The 14,611-nt window shown below is 52.5% G+C and carries 15 protein-coding genes and 1 pseudogene; 9 read left to right on the plus strand and 7 right to left on the minus strand.

Annotation, left to right across the window (positions count from 1 at the left end; translation table 11 throughout):
- Positions 1 to 231, plus strand: a pseudogene (locus BUA44_RS09030) (hypothetical protein); the annotation flags it as partial.
- Between the two features lies 1 nt (position 232).
- Here the strand turns inward: BUA44_RS09030 and BUA44_RS09035 are convergent.
- Positions 233 to 745: a nitroreductase family protein gene (locus BUA44_RS09035; RefSeq protein ID WP_255370507.1), complete on the minus strand. Its 513-nt coding sequence runs from the start codon at positions 743 to 745 to the stop codon at positions 233 to 235.
- 105 nt (positions 746 to 850) lie between these two features.
- Here BUA44_RS09035 and metG point away from each other — a divergent pair, with 105 nt between their 5' ends.
- Together metG and BUA44_RS09045 are read left to right on the plus strand one after the other, a co-directional pair.
- Positions 851 to 2,920, plus strand: a complete 2,070-nt coding sequence (metG, locus tag BUA44_RS09040; RefSeq protein WP_072811079.1) for a methionine--tRNA ligase — start codon at positions 851 to 853, stop codon at positions 2,918 to 2,920.
- 304 nt (positions 2,921 to 3,224) lie between these two features.
- Positions 3,225 to 3,995 (plus strand): hypothetical protein, encoded by a 771-nt coding sequence (locus BUA44_RS09045; RefSeq protein WP_072811081.1) that lies wholly within the window; start codon positions 3,225 to 3,227, stop codon positions 3,993 to 3,995.
- Between the two features lie 30 nt (positions 3,996 to 4,025).
- On the opposite strand, the gene BUA44_RS09050 is transcribed toward BUA44_RS09045, so the two are convergent.
- Complete coding sequence (locus tag BUA44_RS09050) at positions 4,026 to 4,784, minus strand: glutaminyl-peptide cyclotransferase (RefSeq protein ID WP_072811083.1); 759 nt, start codon at positions 4,782 to 4,784, stop codon at positions 4,026 to 4,028.
- A 27-nt stretch (positions 4,785 to 4,811) separates the two neighbouring features.
- Here BUA44_RS09050 and BUA44_RS09055 point away from each other — a divergent pair, with 27 nt between their 5' ends.
- From BUA44_RS09055 to BUA44_RS09065, 3 genes are all read left to right on the plus strand, one after another.
- Positions 4,812 to 5,381, plus strand: a complete 570-nt coding sequence (locus tag BUA44_RS09055; RefSeq protein WP_072811086.1) for a DUF4416 family protein — start codon at positions 4,812 to 4,814, stop codon at positions 5,379 to 5,381.
- Positions 5,382 to 5,489: 108 nt separating this feature from the next.
- Entirely contained in the window at positions 5,490 to 5,861 is a 372-nt protein-coding gene (locus BUA44_RS09060) for a DMT family protein (protein ID WP_072811089.1), read from the plus strand.
- Complete coding sequence (locus tag BUA44_RS09065; RefSeq protein ID WP_083579557.1) at positions 5,858 to 6,841, plus strand: peptidoglycan DD-metalloendopeptidase family protein; 984 nt, start codon at positions 5,858 to 5,860, stop codon at positions 6,839 to 6,841. The genes BUA44_RS09060 and BUA44_RS09065 overlap by 4 nt, the downstream gene beginning before the upstream one ends.
- Positions 6,842 to 6,987: 146 nt before the next feature.
- On the opposite strand, the gene thiE is transcribed toward BUA44_RS09065, so the two are convergent.
- Positions 6,988 to 7,620, minus strand: coding sequence for a thiamine phosphate synthase (gene thiE, locus BUA44_RS09070; RefSeq protein WP_072811094.1), 633 nt, complete (start codon positions 7,618 to 7,620; stop codon positions 6,988 to 6,990).
- A 39-nt stretch (positions 7,621 to 7,659) separates the two neighbouring features.
- On the opposite strand from thiE, the gene BUA44_RS16085 reads away from it, so the two are divergent.
- From BUA44_RS16085 to BUA44_RS15960, 3 genes are all read left to right on the plus strand, one after another.
- Entirely contained in the window at positions 7,660 to 8,466 is an 807-nt protein-coding gene (locus BUA44_RS16085; protein WP_304456032.1) for a type II secretion system protein, read from the plus strand.
- Between the two features lie 34 nt (positions 8,467 to 8,500).
- The gene (locus BUA44_RS09080; protein ID WP_072811097.1) at positions 8,501 to 9,337 is read left to right on the plus strand and encodes a type IV pilin protein; all 837 of its coding nucleotides are present in this window, start codon (positions 8,501 to 8,503) and stop codon (positions 9,335 to 9,337) included.
- A gap of 181 nt (positions 9,338 to 9,518) precedes the next feature.
- Positions 9,519 to 10,331 (plus strand): type II secretion system protein, encoded by an 813-nt coding sequence (locus BUA44_RS15960; protein WP_072811511.1) that lies wholly within the window; start codon positions 9,519 to 9,521, stop codon positions 10,329 to 10,331.
- A 3-nt stretch (positions 10,332 to 10,334) separates the two neighbouring features.
- On the opposite strand, the gene thiH is transcribed toward BUA44_RS15960, so the two are convergent.
- The 4 genes from thiH to mdh form a co-directional block, all read right to left on the minus strand.
- On the minus strand, positions 10,335 to 11,597 hold the full coding sequence (gene thiH, locus BUA44_RS09090) for a 2-iminoacetate synthase ThiH (RefSeq protein ID WP_072811099.1): 1,263 nt from the start codon (positions 11,595 to 11,597) through the stop codon (positions 10,335 to 10,337).
- An 88-nt stretch (positions 11,598 to 11,685) separates the two neighbouring features.
- Positions 11,686 to 12,453, minus strand: coding sequence for a thiazole synthase (locus BUA44_RS09095; RefSeq protein ID WP_072811102.1), 768 nt, complete (start codon positions 12,451 to 12,453; stop codon positions 11,686 to 11,688).
- 35 nt (positions 12,454 to 12,488) lie between these two features.
- Positions 12,489 to 13,385, minus strand: a complete 897-nt coding sequence (locus BUA44_RS09100; protein ID WP_072811104.1) for a mechanosensitive ion channel family protein — start codon at positions 13,383 to 13,385, stop codon at positions 12,489 to 12,491.
- Between the two features lie 279 nt (positions 13,386 to 13,664).
- On the minus strand, positions 13,665 to 14,606 hold the full coding sequence (gene mdh / locus BUA44_RS09105; protein ID WP_072811107.1) for a malate dehydrogenase: 942 nt from the start codon (positions 14,604 to 14,606) through the stop codon (positions 13,665 to 13,667).
- Positions 14,607 to 14,611 lie beyond the last annotated feature (5 nt).

Genomic DNA, 14,611 nt, shown 5'->3' on the forward strand with positions numbered 1-14,611 from the left:
ACGGAGGTCGCGACAGGTATGATCGACAAGGATGAATTCAATGCGTGCATGAGTTATGCCCGCCGCGAAGGATACGAGGAAGGCGAGGCAAAAGGAGAAGCAAAAGGCGAGGCAAAAGGCGAAGCTCGCGCGAAAAGAAAATTCGCTGCCCGAGACAAGAAGATTGCGGAATTCCTCAAGGCAAACGGAGTCTCGCTGAAAGTCCTGAACGCAGCTATGGCTATTAAGTAGCCTACACTTCGCTCACGAATTCTTCCATGCTCTTGCGCACGGGGTGCCTGGGCGAAGGGCCGCCGTTCTCGGGGTCGGCGTAGCCGATATCCAAGAGGCAGGCCAACTTTAAGTTGTCCGGAAAGTTAAACGCGCTCTCGATGTACGATGCGTTGAATCCGCGGGCCCAGAGGGTCGCAAGGCCGAGATCGGTGGCCTGCATCATCATGGAGGTGGTGACGATGCTTGCATCCATCACGCCGCTATTGAAGTTGTCGTTGTACTTTTCGGCGGTATAGCACTTGGGTTCGTCGTAGCAAACCATCAGAACCACGGGAGCATTGTAGGCCATACGGGTAATGCCACGGATCTTTTCCAAAGCCTCGGGGGACTTGATGACCTTCACGGTCACGGGCTGAGCGTTGATTGCCGTCGGAGAAAGGCGGCCCGCCTCCAGCACCTGGGCGAGTTTTTCGGGTTCTACGGCCTGGGCAGTGAATGCTCGGCAACTATAACGGTTTTTAGCCAAATCCATGAAAGACATAATATACCTCGTTTTTGAGGAAATATACATAACTGGATCCTTCGACTCCGTTTCACTCCGCTCAGGATGACACCCATTTTTACTACATTTGGAGCCATGAAAAATTTTTACGTTACTACTCCGATTTATTACGTGAATGACGCCCCGCATATCGGGCATTCCTATACGACCGTCCTCGCGGACATCCTCACCCGCTTCCACAAGATTCTCGGCTACCAGACGTTCTTTTTGACCGGCACCGACGAACACGGCCAGAAGGTGCAGCGCGCTGCCGACAAGCGCGGCGTGACCCCGCAAGAACACGTGGACGAATACTACCACCGGTTCGAAGACCTGTGGAAGAAGATGGGTATCGATAACGACTTCTTTATCCGCACCACGATGCCCGAACACAAGGCCTTTGTGCAGGAATGCCTGCAGAAGCTCTGGGACAAGGGCGAAATCTACTCGAAGGAATACGAGGGCTGGTACTCCGTCGGCGAAGAACGCTTCTTTACCGAAGACGAGCTGGACGAGAACAAGTGCGACCCCATCAGCCACCGCCCGGTGGAATGGCTCAAGGAAAAGAACTACTTCTTCAAGATGGGGTCTTACCAGCAGAAGCTGATTGACTTCCTCGAAAGCCACAAGGACTGGATTGTGCCGGACTACCGCTGGAACGAAATCCGCGGGTTCCTGCGCCAGCCGCTGAACGACCTGTGCATCAGCCGCCCGAAGGCACGCCTCAGCTGGGGCATTCCGCTGCCGTTCGACACCGACTACGTGACCTACGTGTGGTTCGACGCCCTCCTCAACTACGTGAGCGCCTCCACCGCCTTCCACAAGACTTATGCCGACGGCACGCCGATTTGGCCCGCCACTTACCACCTCATCGGTAAGGACATCTTGACCACCCACAGCGTGTACTGGCCGACCATGCTCATGGCTCTCGACATTCCGCTTCCGAAGCACATCCTCGCCCACGGCTGGTGGCTCGTGAACGGCGGCGAAAAGATGAGCAAGTCCGCAGGCAACGTGGTGAACCCCATGGACTACATGGAAAAGTACGGCATCGACGCGTTCCGCTACTTCCTCGCCCGCGAAATGGTGGTGGGCCAGGACGCGAACTTCACGCACGACGCCTTCGTGCGCCGCATCAACAGCGACCTCGCGAACGACCTCGGTAACGTGCTGAACCGCGTGCACCGCCTGGTGCTCAACAACTTCGAAGGCAAGCTCCCCGCAGCGACCTCCATCGGCGACGCCGAAAAGGAAGTCATCGACCTTGCAAACAAGGTGATTGCCGAAATCAAGGAAGGCCTGCCCCAGGCCCGCCTCTCCCAGTCCATCGAGACCATCATGCAGCTGGTGCGTAGCATCAACCGCTACCTCGAAGTCAAGGCCCCGTGGAAACTCGCGAAGGACGAAACCAAGAAGAACGAACTCGCGACCGTGCTCTACGTGTCTGCCGAAGCCGTGCGCCTCTCGCTTTGCCTGCTGTGGCCGGTGATTCCCGCCAAGGCGGAAGAAGGACTCGCCATGATCGGCTGCAAGTTCCAGAGCGCAGACGACCTCGCCTGGGGAATCCTCAAGGGCGGCGAAACGTTCGGCGAAGGCAAGCCGCTCTTCCCGCGCATCGAGGAAGAAGTCAAGAAGCAGGAAGCCCAGCCGAAGCCCAAGCAGAACAAGCCCCTGATGGCAGCCGACGTGCCTGCCGCCATGGACATGCGCGTGGCCCAAATCAAGGAAGTGGCCGACCATCCGGACGCCACGAGCCTCTACGTACTCAAGGTTGATGCCGGCGAAGGCGAACTCCGCACCATCTGCAGCGGCCTCAAGAACAGCTACAAGGCCGAGGAACTGAAGGACAGGAAGATTCTGTTGTTCGCAAACCTGAAGCCCAGCGCTCTTCGCGGTATCATGAGCCAGGGAATGCTCTTTGCGGGCAACCTCGACAACGAGGCCCACACCTGCAGGCTCGTCTCCGTGCCCGAAGACGCGAAGCCCGGTGACCGCGCCCTGTTCAAGGGTGTGGCCCCCAGCGAACCGCGCGAACTCAAGGTCAAGGACTTCGAGAAGATTGCGCTCTCCGTGAAGGGTGGCGCCGTGTTCTGCGACGCTCTCGCGCTTGAAGTGAACGGCAAGCCCGTGACCTGCGACGTAGCCGACGGCAACGGAGTTCACTAAGAGACCGCTCGTTCGACGTTTCGTGTATAGAACCTCCGGTTTCTCACTCACTCCCACCTAAAGGTGGCCATGTACACTAAGCGCTAAAGCGCAAGTGTCCAAAGGTCGCCTCCGCCCCAGCTTAACGCATGGGGCTTTGAGGCTCACAGAGCGACCGTTCGTTCGTCAATTACCTATTGCGACCCAAAGCATTCCATATTGGAACATAAATAGTAGTCTATCCATCGGCAAAGATTGTCTTTTTATCGCAATCTCGCATCCTTGTGCTTTTCTTTCGTAAAACTAACGATATATATTTAAACCCATGAGATTCTTCTACCTGACAATCCTTGCGATCCTTATCGCTCTCAGCGGATGCACCATGCACCCGCCTTCAGCGTCTGGGTTCATGGAAACGGCAGAACAGGGGCAGAACGACGAGAAGGTACGCGTGCTTACCGCCCGTGCCGAGAAAATCAACTTCAGCCTCTCCGGTGACGAATGGAACATTCCCATCGCCCTCGAGACCACGACCGCAACACGAAGCGGATTTGTATCGGGCTGGGGCATCCTTCCCTCACCCTACGTGACCTTCGGTTACGCCGACAAGTACTTCGGATGGCGCAGCTGGGTTTCTGCCATCTGGCTCGGCGTGACGGTAGCCGCGATATGCGCCACCGGGATATGCATCGACACAGACAGCGAAGATGACTATTCGTACAGTTACTATGAAGACGATGATGACGATGTCGACCTTATTGAACTAGACTCCTTCCTAGCCGCATGGACGCAGCTGTTCAGCGGAGGATTATCGTTCATCGAGCAACTTCCTGTCGGCGATTTCTTGCGCATTGGGTTCGAACAATACATTTGCCGCAATTTCTGGCTGAACTGGGGTACCGTCGGCGATCAGGAAGATTTCGGAAACGTGGAGGTCGGCGTGGGCGCGTACATGAGCTTCAGGGTAAATAACCACAGGGTTTCGCTGGACGCGCATTACGGCATTCTCGACTTCAATACAAAGAAACCTCGCCTGTCCCTCGCGCTCACCTACAGTAACGTCCTTGTTTACGAGTCCGCCTCATCCATCAAGTAGGCGCAAACGGATTTACTGCACAAGGCTCCATCAAGGCACGGCAATCTTGTAAATCTGCGGCCAGTACTTGCCCGTAACCCACAGGTACTTGCCGTCGTAGGCAATCCCGTTCAGCACGTCGATATTCGGGTTGTTCCTGTATATCTCGCGACCCTTCGCAGAAAAGTCAATGTACTTTTGCACCTTGCCGCTTGGCAGGTCGATAACTGCAATAAGCGGGGTCTGCCACACGTTTGCATACAAAGTATTCCCGACAATTTCAAGTTCGTTCAGGTTCTTTACCGGCTTGCCGGCATCTGTCACGCGGATGGAACCCATCACGTAAAACCCGCCGAGAGCAATCTGCAGGAGTTCGTCACTGCCGTTACTCATCAGGAGGGCGTTCTGCCAGTAGGTAAGGCCCCAACCCTCGGTAGGAATGCGGAACTCGCCCTTATACTTGAACGGTTTTCGGCTATAGATGAACGCCTTCTTGGCTTTCCACGTGAGGTAGAAGATGTCTTCGCCCACGGCAATCGAGCCTTCCCCGAAATAGCGGGGAGCAAGCCTTGCGGAATCGAGAATCCTGCCATCAAGCGTGCGGCGGTACAGGCCGGATTCCCCATACTGGCCGGTAGTTTCAAACAAATCCTTGCCGTCAAAGAAAAGCCCCTGCGTAAAGTGGGTCGGCTCGTGCGGGATTGAATCAAGAATCGCGGGCAAGACACGCGGGGCCTCAGCGAACGCAAGCGACGAGAGGAAAATGACGATAAACGATAGACGATAGACGAAAGGGATTTTTGAAGGCATGTGCAAAAATTACTAAATTACCAGAACATGGGCGAACTCAGGACTCCAGCCAAGGTCAAGATTATCGTGGGTATCCTCGCGAAGGACGCCCCATCGGTCGAAGCCGTGCGCGCCACGCTCCGAGAAAAGTTCGGAGAAGAAGACCTGAACCTAGCCCCCTTCCCCTTCACGTTCACCAACTACTACGTCGAAGAAATCGGCTCAGCGCCCGTACGCGCGTTCTTCAGCTACGAGACCCTCGTGGAGCGCGAGACCATCGTCGACATAAAGCTCTGGACAAACGATATTGAACTCGAAATCGCCCGGAAGAACAACACACCCGGCCTACGCCCCGTGAACCTCGACCCGGGCTACATGACCCTCGGGCAGTTCTTCCTCGCGACAACAAAAGACCAGCGCCAGCGCGTGTACATGCAGCGCGGAATTTTCGTGGAACCCACGCTATACTTCCAGGACGGGCACTTTCACGCCTTCAACTGGACCTACCGCGATTACCAGAGCGAAAAGTACATTCAATATCTAGAACAGGTGCGCGCCCACCTCGCCTACCAAATGAGCACCGGGAAACCGTATAGATTGAGGCGAGAAACAACATGAATAAAAAGTCAATAGTCATTAGTCAATGGTCATTGGCTTTTTACAAATGCGGCTCCGCCGCCTAACGTTAAACCAATGACTAATAACCAATGACCAACAAATAGACTTATGAAAGCCGGAATATTCACAGTTATCCTTCTTTTCATCAGCAACGTGTTCATGACCACCGCATGGTACGGGAACCTCAAGCTCAAGGAAATGCACATCAGTACCGACTGGCCGCTCATCCTCGTGATTCTTGCCAGCTGGGGTGTCGCCCTCTTCGAGTACTTCTTCATGATTCCCGCGAACAACATCGGGAGCAAGATTAACGGCGGGCCATTCAACCTGATGCAGCTGAAGGTCATACAGGAGGCTATTTCGCTTACGGTCTTTACCGTCATCGCGACTACGGTCTTCAACAACGAGGCACTGCACTGGAACCACGTCGTCGCCTTCGTGCTCATCATCGGAGCGGTATTCTTCGCTTTCCTTAAATGATTCTTGCTTCACGACATAGCTGGGCAAGGCTTGTCGCCGCAATCGCCTTCACCATCGCGTGCATGAACGTGCATGTAGATGCAAAGCAGGCGCCCAAGAAAAAGCAGAAGACAACCGCAGTCAAGAGCAGTGCAAAAAAAAGCAAGCCGGCAGCAAAGACCACAGCAAAACCGGCGGATAAGGCTCCCCCGAAAGAAGCCCAGCCCGATTCCTCGGTCGTGAAGATTGATGCGAACGACCCGAAGGCATTCACCAAGGCAATCCTCCTGGACAAGCAGGGCGTAGAATTCGAGGTAGTTGGCGAAGAAAAGCAGCCCGCCCCGAAACTTGTCGTCAAGGAAAAGAAAAAAGAGGACTTCTTCGATTTTTCCACGATGCTCGTCCCCATCACGCACCCGGCCCCCATCGCCTCAAAATACGGCATCCGCGACCACAGGCTACACCGCGGCGTAGACGTGAGCGTCATCAAGGACGAGCCCGTGCTGGCAGCATTCCCGGGCGTCGTGACCATGGCGAAATACAACAAGGGCGGATACGGCCATTATGTTATCGTGGATCACGAAAACGGGTTACAGACGCTTTACGGGCACCTCTCCGAAAGGCTCGTGAAAATCGGGGAACGCGTGTACCCGGGCGATATCGTGGGGCTAGCAGGCAACTCCGGGCGTTCTTCGGGAGCGCACCTGCATTTCGAAATCCATTACGGAGAAATTAACATCGACCCGGAAACCATCGTCGACTTCCCGAACTGGGACCTGAAACCCGGTGTCGAGAAAGTTTCCAAGAAATCCATTGTACGCGCACACTACAACATGCAACGCAAACTCAAGAAAGAAGGCACGTACGTGGTGAAAAAGGGCGACACGCAGGGGAAAGTCGCCAAGTGGTTCAACATCTCGATAGAAGCGCTCTGCCGTATAAACAACCTAAAGCCGGGTGCTCCGCTCAAGGCAGGCCAGAAACTACTCGGAAGCAAGTGACACAGCCGTAGGCTGTGTCATGCCGAAGCCCGTAGGGCAAGGGCATCCACAGTGTCATGCCGAAGCCCGTAGGGCAAGGGCATCCATACAGTTGTAACAAGATGTAAGGATCCTCGCCTACGCGAGGATGACATTCTGTAGATGCATCAACTATTTAATGCAGAAAAAGCCTGTTTCAGTTCGCGCGTCGCGAGTTCCGGGTCAGCGGCCTTCATAATCGCAGAAACAACGCAGATGCCTGCAATGCCCGAACCCTTAAGCACAAAGATATTGTCCTTGTTGAGCCCGCCAATCGCATTCACCGGAATGGGAACCGCCTTCACGACATCCTTCAAAGTTTCTACGGGAGTGATGACCGTTTTTACATGAGTAGTGGTAGGATAAATCGCCCCGCAACCCAAGTAATCTGCGCCCTGTTCATAAGCCTCGAGCGCCTGCGGGACAGTCTTTGCGGTAACCCCAACGATTTTCTCGGGTCCGAGAATGCGCCGGGCATCGCAAGCAGGCATATCGGATTGCCCCACGTGAACGCCCTCCGCACCGATGGCCATGGCCACGTCTACTCGGTCGTCGATAATTAGAGGAATGCCGTACTTGGCTGTGATTTCGTGGGTGGACCGGGCCAAATCCAAGTATTCCCGTGTGGAACGGTCCTTCTCGCGCAGCTGGACGATGGTGGCGCCGCCCTTGCAGGCGGCCTCCACCACCGGCAAAAAACGGTCTTCGGGCACGCAAGTGCTGTCGGTAATGAAATAAAGCGTCATATCAAGCGGTTTCATAAATCAAAAAATAGCAAAAACAGGCCTTATATTGTGATTTTGCTTAAATTTCGCACAAAAATCAAAAAATTTTGTTTACAAGAGGCTAAAAAAAGGTATTTTCTTATTGTAAGGGAGTCGTTTTGCAAGGGATGTATCACGATGCGTACGCAAAAGCAAGATAAGCGCAGGTCAGGTTTTACTCTAATCGAAGTCATGGTGGTGGTCGTGATTATGGGAATCCTTGCGGGGGTTGCTGTCCCGAAATTGTTTGGGCTTATTGAAAAGACAAAAGAAAAAAAGGACCTTCAGCACCTTTTTTACATAAAAAAGGCTTTTGAAAGGCTCCTTGTACAAATAGAAGCTCATGATGATGGTTCAACATCCTCAAATAATGATACCTATGGTTTTACGGGTGATTTCGCTGACAATACCATACAGAATTATCTAGCAAATTCCAAAGGGAGAGGGTTGATTTTGTTAAACATTAATTTGGGAGACAAAGTCAATGATAAAGGCTTTGCATGCTACATGATTGGCGATCTAAAACCTAGTTCATACAACAACGGATTTTATAGGGATATTCTTGACGAATCAGGCTTTGGACTTGTAGCGTCGAAGTTGGCGACCTCATCTGGAGGAAATAGCAAAATATGGATTCCTCCGCTATTTGAGAGTAAAACGCTAGTTTACCCGAGTTCCCAAGGTGGAAAATATAGTAGTGCCCAACATATTCGCGTTAAATGGAAAAATAATGACCCAAATAGCAAGGAAGTGGTTGTCTGGATTGGGGGACAGGGGAATGTCCTTACTGGCCTACAGGGAACCGTATTTGCAACAGAAATGAATGGATTGATGGCAAAGTAGAAACTTTAGCATATTATGATGGGATTTCTAAAAAATGTTTCAGCGTTCAAAATCCAGCAAAATAAAATCCGGTTTTACCTTGATAGAAGTCATGGTGGTGACCGTTGTCATGGGAATTCTGGCCGCGGTGGCCGTGCCGAGCGCATTCGGAATCATCGAACGTTCAAAAGAAAAGATTGACCTGCTGAAGTTGTTCTATTTGAGAGACGCCTTAAACAGGGCTTTAATAGAGGACCCGAACGCCCTGTATAGCACTGCCAGCACTGATGCCGATACCAAAAATTTAACGAGACTTCTTAAAAGCGAAACAGGCGTTACCCTGTTTGTTCACGAAGTAAAGCCAGGAGCGTCAGCCAATATTCAAGCAAAACATGGTTCAGCCAACGATGGCATCAACATGAGTCACCTAATCGGAAATGGCGGCATTTGGTACAACGCTCTGGTAGAAGCCCGTTTTGAAGGTGTTGCCGACATCGTAAAATATAGACTGGATACCAAAGACAATAATGGCATAAAAAATGACGTCACAGAAAACGGAAAAGCACACGATACTTTCACGATAAAAGAGGACGGTGGTGGCTGGAGAACTTCCCCCAAAGCTCCTATTTTCATTAGCGAAGAACTGAATAACGGAAAGTCATCGGGCTTAAACGGAATAACGTCACAAGGCAACAATAAAACTAATTACCGTCTGACAATGAATTTCCAATGGAGCGGTCAAGATGAAAACAGCCACTCCGTAGAAGTAGCCTTGCTGCCCAATGGCAAAACAATGGGTAACGGCAAAAAGAAAGGTAGCGCATTCCGTACGGACCATGGGATTTGTTTCTCGACCTATGGCGATATAGGATGTGCCGACTACAAGTACTAGCCGTTACACGTAAAATAATCGTTGAGCACGAACTTTAAGTCTTTGTCATAGAAATCTTGTCTACATAAAGAAACATGCCGGTAGCCTTGATTCCGGCATCTACCGGTGCCAGTAGCCATTTCGCATTTAATATTTTATTTTTTCAAAAAAAGGCATTTTCGCAAAATAAATCCATATGTATATGTATACACAAAAAAAACTCAAACAAGGTTTTACACTCATCGAACTGATGGTCGTCGTATCCATCATGGGAATCCTTGCTGCGGTGGCCGTACCGGGCGTTTTCGGTATTGTCGAAAAATCGAAGGAAAAGGTAGACCTCCTCAAACTATACTACCTGAGAGAGGCGTTGAACAGAGCCCTGCTGGAAAATGAAAACGCCTTGTACAACAATCCGTCTTCTATATCTTCCAAAAGCCTAAATGATGCACTAAAGAGTAATCTTGGCGTCGACTTGTTCATCATAGAGATGCGTCCGGATTTGCCCATGAATGTACAGCATAATCACGAATCTATTAATAAGAATTCACAGATGAGCAAACTGGTCGGAAACACTGGAACATGGTACGATGCCTTGAATGAAGCAGGATTTGAAGGAGTTGCAGATATTATCGCACTTAGAAACGGCACCGTCAAAGGCAGTTTGAGTAAAGATGGTGAAACATACCGTGCATACTCCTATACGGATATAAATGGAAAGTCACAAAATCGGACCACACCCAAAAATCAAATATTCATCAGCTATTTGTTGAATCACGGAAAAGACTTGAGTAAAATGAATTCAAAGCTTCAGGGTGGAAACGTAACAAACTATCGATTGAAAGTAAGTATCCAGTGGAGCGGGAGAGACGAGCACAGCCAATCTGTAGAGGTGGCCTTGGTTCCCGCTTCAGCAATAATGTGGGAAAACGGGAAAGGTGGTGCGCTTCGCTCGGATTACGGAGTCTGCTTCTCGACCTATGGCGATGCCGGTTGCGCTGATTACAATTACTAGCCGCTACACGTACAGATAATCGTTCAAGACGGGCTGTAAACCTTCGCCCGAGATGTCTCCGTACATATCGTTGAAACTGCGGGAGTCGTTGATTTCGAACTGTTCGTCGCCGCCTTCCCCGTCGTCGTGACCGCTGTACTTGCTTTCGTGGTCGCCGATGCCCGTAGAAACGCCGGCGGAAACTTTCGTCGCACAGATTTTCACGATGCCGTTCCTAAATTCCTTGCTTTCGCGGCTCGAAACCGTAATGCCCACGTACGGCAAGAAGATACGGTAGGCGCAAAGCACCTGGCAGAGTTCCTTTTCGTGAACGTCCAGCGGGTCGATTTTGTCGTTGTTGATGATGGGGCGCAGTCTCGGACAGCTTAAGCTCATCTCGGCATGCGGATATTTCTTTTGTAAGAAATACACATGAAGCGCCGAAGCCAGCGCATCGCGGCGGAAGTCCGAAAGGCCGAGGAGTGCAGAGAATGCCACCCCGCGCATGCCCGCCATCAGGGCGCGTTCCTGGGAATCGAAACGGTAGGGGAATACGCGCTTGTGACCGAGCAGGTGAAGTTGTTCGAAACGCACCTTGTCGTATGTTTCCTGGAAAACAGTCACGTAGTCCACGCCGCATTCGTGCAGGTAGCGGTATTCGTCCACGTTGACCGGGTAGACTTCGATGCCTACCATGCGGAAATACTTGCGTGCGAGCTTGCAGGCTTCACCGATGTATTCCACGCTGCTTTTGGCGCGGCTTTCGCCGGTGAGAATCAGGATTTCTTCCATGCCGCTGTCAGCGATGACCTTCATCTCGTGCTCGATCTGCTCCATGGTGAGCTGCATGCGCTTGATGTGGTTGTAGCAGTTGAACCCGCAATAGACGCAGTAGTTCTCGCAGTAGTTCGCGATGTAGAGCGGCGTGAAGAAATAGACGTTGTTGCCGAAGTGCTTACTCGTCTCGATTTTCGCCTTCGCGGCCATCTGCTCGAGGTACGGAGCGGCCGCCGGAGAAAGGAGCGCCTTGAAATCTTCAAGCGTGCAGCGTTCGTGTTCCAATGCGCGCTTCACGTCCTTGCCTGTGTATTTAGAATAATCGAAATTTTCGGATTCTGCGAGCACCTTGTCGGCGATGTCCGACTGGATGACTTCCATGCCGGGCAGGTAGTCCATTATATTAGTACGGGAACTCGGGTCGTTTTCAAGGCGGTGCTTCTTGGCAAGCGCCCCTTCCGAAAGGTTTCCGGAATCGAACAGGTAGTTGTTGTCTTTTCTTTCGCTCATTTTTTTAGATCCTTCGACTGCGCAACTTCGTTGTGGAGTTTACCCTGAGTGAAATCGAAGGGCTCAGGATGACACATTCTAAATTCGTTTAGTCTCTCAAGAAACCTGTCAACGGGTCGGACGCGGAAGCGCCGCGCGTGAGGACGCGCCCAAGGCCTGCGAGGTAGGCCTTGCGACCCGCCTCGATAGCAAGCTTGAAACTCTGCGCCATAAGCGGCAAGTCGCCCGCGGTAGCAAGCGCCGTATTCGCCATGATGGCGGCAGCACCCATTTCCATCGCGGCACATGCCTCGGAGGGCTTGCCGATACCCGCATCAACGATGATGGGCAAGTCAATTTCATCAATCAGAATCTGGATGAACTCGCGCGTGGAAAGGCCCTTGTTGCTGCCAATCGGAGCGGCAAGCGGCATCACGGCTGCGGCACCCGCGTTAGCGAGGTCGCGCGCCACGTTCAAGTCCGGGTACATATACGGCATCACCACGAAACCCTCACCAGCGAGGGTTTCGGTCGCCTTCACCGTCTCGTAGTTATCCGGGAGCAGGTACTTCGTGTCGCGCATGATTTCGATCTTGACGAAATCACCGCAGCCGAGCTCGCGGGAAAGGCGCGCGATGCGGACCGCCTCGTCGGCGGTGCGGGCGCCGGACGTATTCGGCAACAGGGTCACTCCCTTCGGAATGTAGTCAAGGATATTTTCGTGGTCCTTCGTGTTCGCCCGGCGCACCGCGAGTGTCACAATCTGTGCCCCCGCATCGCGCACCGCGGCTTCAATCAATTTCAGCGAATACTTGCCGGAACCCAAGATAAAGCGGGAAGTGAATTCATGCCCGCCAATAACGAGTTTATCTTCCATATAGCCTTCTTTTTAGCAAGGCATAATATAGAAAATTAGCGGTTAAGATTAATCTTGACCCCGTTGAACGTAACTTCATCCTGCACGAGGTCGTCAAAATCCGGTTCGCGTTCCTTCGCCACAGCCGCTTCCTCGCCCTCCTTCACCAGGTGGACAACGCGTTGCGGGAACGGAATCTCAATCTTGTGCTCGTCGAGCACGTCCTTGATAATTCTTGAATACTTGCGCTTGAGTTCGTAGTACTCGAACGTACGCACCCACACCCAAACCGTGACGTTTATGGAACTGTCGGCATATTCGCTCACGAAAAACTTCGGAGGCGGGACCTTCATGAAGCTCGCTTCCTGCTCGACCATCCTACGCAGGGCGCAGAACACAACGTCCAGAGAGGCGTCATAAGAAACGCCCACGTTGATATCGAGCCTGCGGATAGGATTGCGGGCATAGTTCACAATAGGAGAACCCCACAAGGACCTGTTCGGCGCAGAGACGTAGATGCCCTCGAACGTCTCGAGAGTCGTGTTGAAAAGGCCAATCGCACAAATCTTGCCCTTGATGGAGCCACATTCAATGTAGTCGCCGGCCACAAAAGGCCGCAGGAACAAGAGCAAAAGTCCGGAGGCAACGTTCGAGAGCGTATCCTTGAGCGCAAGACCCACCGCAAGGCTCGCCGCACCAAGCATTGCCAATAGCCCGTTAGTGTTTACGCCCAGAATATTCAGGCCAAGCAAAAGCCCGATGGCATAAGTAGTATACTTGACGAGGTCCGAAACAAGCGGAGTTGCGGCACGGTCAAAGCCATGCTTTTCGGCACGTTTGAGGCACAACCGGAATGACTTGTTAAAAAACCAGATAATAACGATAAGAAGCACGACCAGCAGGAGCTGCTCCGCTATCGAATCTTTCGGTATGAGTTCTCTGATTTTGTCCACGGGAACAAATCTAACAATATTTTCAGGCAAAAAGTGGGTCGAGGCCACATCGCCCCTTTCAAGTATGACCCCGCTCACAGACCTAAAAACAAAGTGTGCTCCAGATTACAAAAAATCCCCCGGCAAAGCCGAAGGGATTTTTCGTAGGAAGATCCCCGCCTACGCGGGGATGACATCTCTATAATTACGTGTGAGCAAAAAGCGACCCGGTGTTAACGGGTCGCGTTTGCGAGAGCGAGCGATAACCGCAGGTTCTTCGCCCTAGATGAGAGCGAGCGGTTACGTATGAGCGTCGACCCATTCGGCGTTCTTCTTGCAAGCCTCAACAGACTTCGCGAAGGCAGCCTTTTCTTCGTCGCTCATCTTGACCTCGATAATCTTCTCGACACCGTTTGCACCGACGACAACCGGCACGCCGCAGTAGAGGCCCTTCACGCCGTATTCGCCGTTCAGCTTGGCAGCGCAAGAGAACACGTTCTTCTTGTCAAGGAGGTAAGCTTCGGCCATGTGGATGGCAGAAGTAGCCGGGCTGTAGAAGGCGGAGCCGCGGCCGAGGAGGTTCACGATTTCGCCACCGGCACCAGCGGTACGCTTGGCGAGTTCGGCGAACTTTTCCTTGCTCATGAGCTGAGATACCGGGATACCGCCCACGGACACGCATTCCATGATGGAAACCATCGTGTCGCCGTGGCCACCCATCACGAGGGCCTTGACGTCTTCGACAGACACGCCCAGTTCGTCGGCGACGAAGCAAGCGAGACGGGCAGAATCAAGCACGCCAGCCATACCGATGACCTTGTTGGCCGGGAGACCGGACTGCTTCTGCATGTTGTAGACCATGGCGTCGAGCGGGTTCGTAATGACGATAACGAAAGCATCCGGAGCATTAGCCTTGATTGCTTCGGCAACGGTCTTGATAACGCCGCAGTTCTTGTCGAGGAGGTCGTCACGGCTCATACCCGGCATACGCGGGAAACCGGCGGTAACGATAACCACGTCTGCACCCTTGAGGTCGGCGTAGTCGGTAGAACCCTGAAGATCGACGGACGAATTGATGACGGATCGGCCTTCCATAATGTCGAGAGCCTTGCCCTTCGGCATGCCCTGAGTCTGCGGAATGTCGATAAGAACCACGTCGCCAAGATTCTTCTGGGCGAGCACGAGAGCCATTGTACCACCAATTTGACCAGCACCAACGAGTGCAATCTTCTTTCTAGCCATGATTA

The organism is Fibrobacter sp. UWR3 (genome assembly GCF_900143055.1).
GTDB lineage: Bacteria > Fibrobacterota > Fibrobacteria > Fibrobacterales > Fibrobacteraceae > Fibrobacter.

Bases quoted from the DNA above. Each gene is read 5' to 3' on its own strand.
- BUA44_RS09060 (WP_072811089.1), top strand. From the start codon at position 5,490: ATGAAAGCCGGAATATTCACAGTTATCCTTCTTTTCATCAGCAACGTG.
- thiH (WP_072811099.1), bottom strand. From the start codon at position 11,597: ATGAGCGAAAGAAAAGACAACAACTACCTGTTCGATTCCGGAAACCTT.
- BUA44_RS09095 (WP_072811102.1), bottom strand. From the start codon at position 12,453: ATGGAAGATAAACTCGTTATTGGCGGGCATGAATTCACTTCCCGCTTT.
- BUA44_RS09080 (WP_072811097.1), top strand. From the start codon at position 8,501: ATGTTTCAGCGTTCAAAATCCAGCAAAATAAAATCCGGTTTTACCTTG.
- metG (WP_072811079.1), top strand. From the start codon at position 851: ATGAAAAATTTTTACGTTACTACTCCGATTTATTACGTGAATGACGCC.
- BUA44_RS09065 (WP_083579557.1), top strand. From the start codon at position 5,858: ATGATTCTTGCTTCACGACATAGCTGGGCAAGGCTTGTCGCCGCAATC.
- thiE (WP_072811094.1), bottom strand. From the start codon at position 7,620: ATGAAACCGCTTGATATGACGCTTTATTTCATTACCGACAGCACTTGC.
- BUA44_RS09055 (WP_072811086.1), top strand. From the start codon at position 4,812: ATGGGCGAACTCAGGACTCCAGCCAAGGTCAAGATTATCGTGGGTATC.
- BUA44_RS09050 (WP_072811083.1), bottom strand. From the start codon at position 4,784: ATGCCTTCAAAAATCCCTTTCGTCTATCGTCTATCGTTTATCGTCATT.
- BUA44_RS09045 (WP_072811081.1), top strand. From the start codon at position 3,225: ATGAGATTCTTCTACCTGACAATCCTTGCGATCCTTATCGCTCTCAGC.
- BUA44_RS15960 (WP_072811511.1), top strand. From the start codon at position 9,519: ATGTATACACAAAAAAAACTCAAACAAGGTTTTACACTCATCGAACTG.
- BUA44_RS09035 (WP_255370507.1), bottom strand. From the start codon at position 745: ATGGATTTGGCTAAAAACCGTTATAGTTGCCGAGCATTCACTGCCCAG.
- mdh (WP_072811107.1), bottom strand. From the start codon at position 14,606: ATGGCTAGAAAGAAGATTGCACTCGTTGGTGCTGGTCAAATTGGTGGT.